Below are 3,553 nucleotides of genomic sequence, written 5' to 3'. Positions count from 1 at the left end.
CTTGTCCTTGGGCGTGGCATTGGCCTCGTCGGCGCTGTTGTCGCGGGTACTGTCACGCAGGCGACGCTTGAACAGCTTGGCCGATTTTTCGTCGATGACGTCCGGTTCCGGGCGCGGCGGCAGGTTCTTTTCCACCAGCAGGATCAGCAGCTGGCGGTGGCGGTCGATACCGGCCAGGGGGCGGCAGACGATGCGGGCGAAGGAATCGGCCGAGCGCGTCTCCACCAGCGCCACGCTGGCCACCGACAGGCCCGGCGGATAGACGCCGTCGATGCCCGAGGTCACCAGCACGTCGCCCTTCTGGATATCGGCATTGGCCGGCATGAAGCGCAGATCCAGCGCGCCGGTCTGGCCACGGCCGTAGGCCACGCTACGCAGGCCATTGCGCAGGACCTGGACCGGGATGGCCTGGTCCTTGTCGGTCAGCAGCGTGACCTCCGAGGTGAACGGGAACACCCGCGTCACCTGGCCCACGATGCCGACCTCGTCGATCACCGGCTGGCCCGCCGTCACGCCCTGCTGTGAACCACGGTTGAGGATGATCTTGCGGGTAAACGGGTCACGGGCGTCGTACAGGATTTCGCCGACGATGGACTTGACCGGCACCTTCTGCTGCATGTCCAGGAGCTTGCGCAACTGGGCGTTTTCCGCTGCCAGCAGGCGCTCCTGCTGCATCAGCTGGGCATTGACGATCTGTTGCTGGCGCAGCTCGTGGTTTTCCCGCTGCAGCGAGGCCATCGAGGAAAAATAGTCGCTCGAATTGGTGATGGCATCGCGCGGGATCATGGCCACCGTCTGGAACGGATAGAGCGCGGTGCCCAGCGCCTGGCGCAGCGTACCCAGTACGTGCATGCGGGCGTCGACCACCAGCATCACGACCGACAGCAATGCGAAGACGGTCACGCGCACCCGGGCCGAGGCGCCCTGCTTGAAGAGTGGTGGGATTTCCATGGCGTCAGGCCGCCGGCAGGGCCGCGTGGCGCGGCCGTCTGCAGGCGGAGAACTCACTTCCTGCGTCGAAAACGATAACAAAAAGGGGAGCCGAGGCGTTCACCCGACCCAGCGCCAGCCGTGCCTGCCCCGGATGCGCACATGGGGTGCGCAAGGCGTGACAAGTCGGTGTGGACTGCGTCATATCGAACGTATCGGTTCCCCGCTCATCCGGCGGTACATCGCCGCCGGTTCGTGCTGATACTGCCAGTTGCCGGCCGGGCCTGAAATTGCAGGGCCGGCCGTGGGTCATGCCGGATTACTCGGCCGAGAAGATCGAACCCAGCTTGTCCATGCGGTCCAGCGCCATGCCCGAGCCGCGCACCACGCAGGTCAGCGGGTCTTCGGCGACGATCACCGGCAGGCCGGTTTCTTCCATCAGCAGGCGATCCAGGTCGCGCAGCAGTGCGCCGCCGCCGGTGAGCATCATGCCCTTTTCGGCGATGTCGGCGCCCAGTTCCGGCGGGGTCTGTTCCAGCGCGTTCTTCACGGCCGAAACGATGTTGTTCAGCGGATCGGTCAGGGCTTCCAGGATTTCATTGCTGGAGATGGTGAAGGAGCGCGGGATGCCTTCGGACAGGTTGCGGCCCTTGACTTCCATTTCCTTGACTTCCGAACCCGGGAAGGCCGAGCCGATTTCCTTCTTGATCGCTTCGGCGGTCTGTTCGCCGATCAGCATGCCGTAGTTGCGGCGGATGTAGTTGACGATGGCTTCGTCGAACTTGTCGCCACCCACACGCACCGAACCCTTGTAGACCATGCCGCCCAGCGAGATGATGCCCACTTCGGTGGTGCCGCCGCCGATGTCCACCACCATCGAACCGGTGGCGTCGGAGACCGGCAGGCCCGAGCCGATGGCCGCAGCCATCGGTTCCTCGATCAGGTAGACCTGGGATGCACCGGCGCCCAGCGCCGATTCACGGATGGCGCGACGCTCCACCTGGGTCGAACCGCAGGGCACGCAGATGATGATGCGGGGGGAGGGGCGGAACAGCTTGGAGTCATGCACCATGCGGATGAACTGCTTCAACATCTGCTCGGTGACGGTGAAATCGGCGATCACGCCGTCCTTCATCGGGCGGATCGCCTCGATGTTGCCGGGCACCTTGCCCAGCATCTGCTTTGCTTCCTTGCCCACTGCCTGGATGGTCTTCTTGCCGTTGGGGCCGCCTTGCTGGCGGATCGCCACGACCGAAGGCTCGTCCAGCACGATGCCATGGCCGCGCGCGTAGATCAGCGTGTTCGCGGTACCCAGGTCGATCGCCAGATCGTTAGAAAAGTAACTGCGGAGAAATCCAAACATGAGTTGTCCTGATGCGCCCGCCATGGGGCGCCTAGCTTTTTGATAGGGGGAGGTGTCCGTTCATGCTGCGGCGACGCGAAAATCAGGCGCCAGCAAGGCATTAATCCGACATTCTACCTTATAATTCCAGAGAAACCAGCAAGCCGGACCGCCAAAAATATCCGCATCGCGAGACCTTCCGACCGCCATCTGGCGCGGGTTTGCCGTTTTTCATGCGATACATGCCATGACCCGGCCGGGTCGCCGCGCAAGCGCACTCGCCGACGTTGCCGAGGCCCGGAAAACCGCTCCTGGCCCCACTGGCTGCGGGTCTTCCAATTTCAACATCATGCGGCGCGCCCGGCGCGTCCTTTCGACCATGTCACTAGCCCTTTCCGACGTCAAACGCATCGCCAACCTGTCCCGACTGGAGCTCACCGAGGCCCAGGCCGGTGAAACGCTGGAAAAGCTCAATGGCATCTTTGCCCTGGTGGAGCAGATGAAGGCCATCGACACCTCCGGCGTGGAGCCGCTGTCGCACCCGATCGCCGCCATCGAGCCGATGCTGGCGCTGCGCCTGCGCGAGGACGCGGTCACCGAGTCCAATCGTCGCGAGGACTACCAGCAGCCGGCGCCGGCCACCCAGGATGGCCTGTACCTGGTACCCAAGGTGATCGAATAAGCGCGGCGCACAACCGCACTCAGCGCCCTCACCGAACCTGACCGTTCCCGGCCCAGCCGGCCATGCAAGACCGCAGCGTAACCAATTCCATGCACAAGCTCACCCTCAAAGAACTGTCCGCGCAACTGCAAGCGCGCAAGATTTCCGCCACCGAACTGGCGACCCTGTTCCTGGACCGCATCGAGGCCAGTGACCTCAATGCCTTCCTGCATGTGGATCGCGCCCTGACGCTGGCCCAGGCGCAGGCCGCCGACGCCCGCCTGGCGGGCAATGAGGCCGGCCCCCTGACCGGCATCCCGATCGCCCACAAGGATATCTTCGTCACCCGCAACTGGCGCACCACCGCCGGTTCGCGCATGCTGCAGGACTACGTGAGCCCCTTCGACGCAACCGTGGTGGAACAGTTCAACGCCGCCGGCACCGTCACCCTGGGCAAGCTCAACTGTGACGAGTTCGCCATGGGCTCCAGCAACGAGAACTCCTTCTACGGCCCGGTGAAGAACCCCTGGGACAAGACCGCTATCCCCGGCGGCTCCTCGGGCGGCTCGGCCGCGGCCGTGGCCGCGCGCCTGGCGCCGGCCGCCACCGCCACCGACACC

4 protein-coding genes are annotated in these 3,553 nt (G+C 64.7%); 2 read left to right on the top strand and 2 right to left on the bottom strand.

What is annotated here, in order from left to right; all coding sequences use genetic code 11:
* Positions 1-951, bottom strand: a 951-nt coding sequence (gene mreC / locus HFRIS_RS24340; RefSeq protein ID WP_006465689.1) for a rod shape-determining protein MreC, incomplete at its 3' end; no start/stop codon positions are given.
* A 298-nt stretch (positions 952-1,249) separates the two neighbouring features.
* Positions 1,250-2,293 carry a rod shape-determining protein gene (locus HFRIS_RS24335; protein WP_006465688.1) on the bottom strand — a complete coding sequence of 348 codons (1,044 nt, stop codon included), beginning with the start codon at positions 2,291-2,293 and terminating at the stop codon, positions 1,250-1,252.
* Positions 2,294-2,651: 358 nt separating this feature from the next.
* Between HFRIS_RS24335 and gatC the strand changes: the two genes are divergently transcribed.
* A complete protein-coding gene (gene gatC, locus HFRIS_RS24330; protein ID WP_006465687.1) occupies positions 2,652-2,954 on the top strand; it encodes an Asp-tRNA(Asn)/Glu-tRNA(Gln) amidotransferase subunit GatC in 303 nt (100 codons plus the stop codon).
* 89 nt (positions 2,955-3,043) lie between these two features.
* Positions 3,044-3,553 (top strand): amidase family protein (locus HFRIS_RS24325; protein ID WP_006465686.1); only part of this gene is annotated, 510 nt, incomplete at its 3' end.

The sequence above is a fragment of the Herbaspirillum frisingense GSF30 genome (assembly GCF_000300975.2).
GTDB classification, from domain to species: Bacteria; Pseudomonadota; Gammaproteobacteria; order Burkholderiales; family Burkholderiaceae_D; genus Herbaspirillum; species Herbaspirillum frisingense.
Note: the sequence above shows the minus strand (reverse complement) of the source record. Positions and strands in the feature narration are given on the sequence as shown.

Bases quoted from the DNA above. Each gene is read 5' to 3' on its own strand.
- HFRIS_RS24335 (WP_006465688.1), bottom strand. From the start codon at position 2,293: ATGTTTGGATTTCTCCGCAGTTACTTTTCTAACGATCTGGCGATCGAC.
- gatC (WP_006465687.1), top strand. From the start codon at position 2,652: ATGTCACTAGCCCTTTCCGACGTCAAACGCATCGCCAACCTGTCCCGA.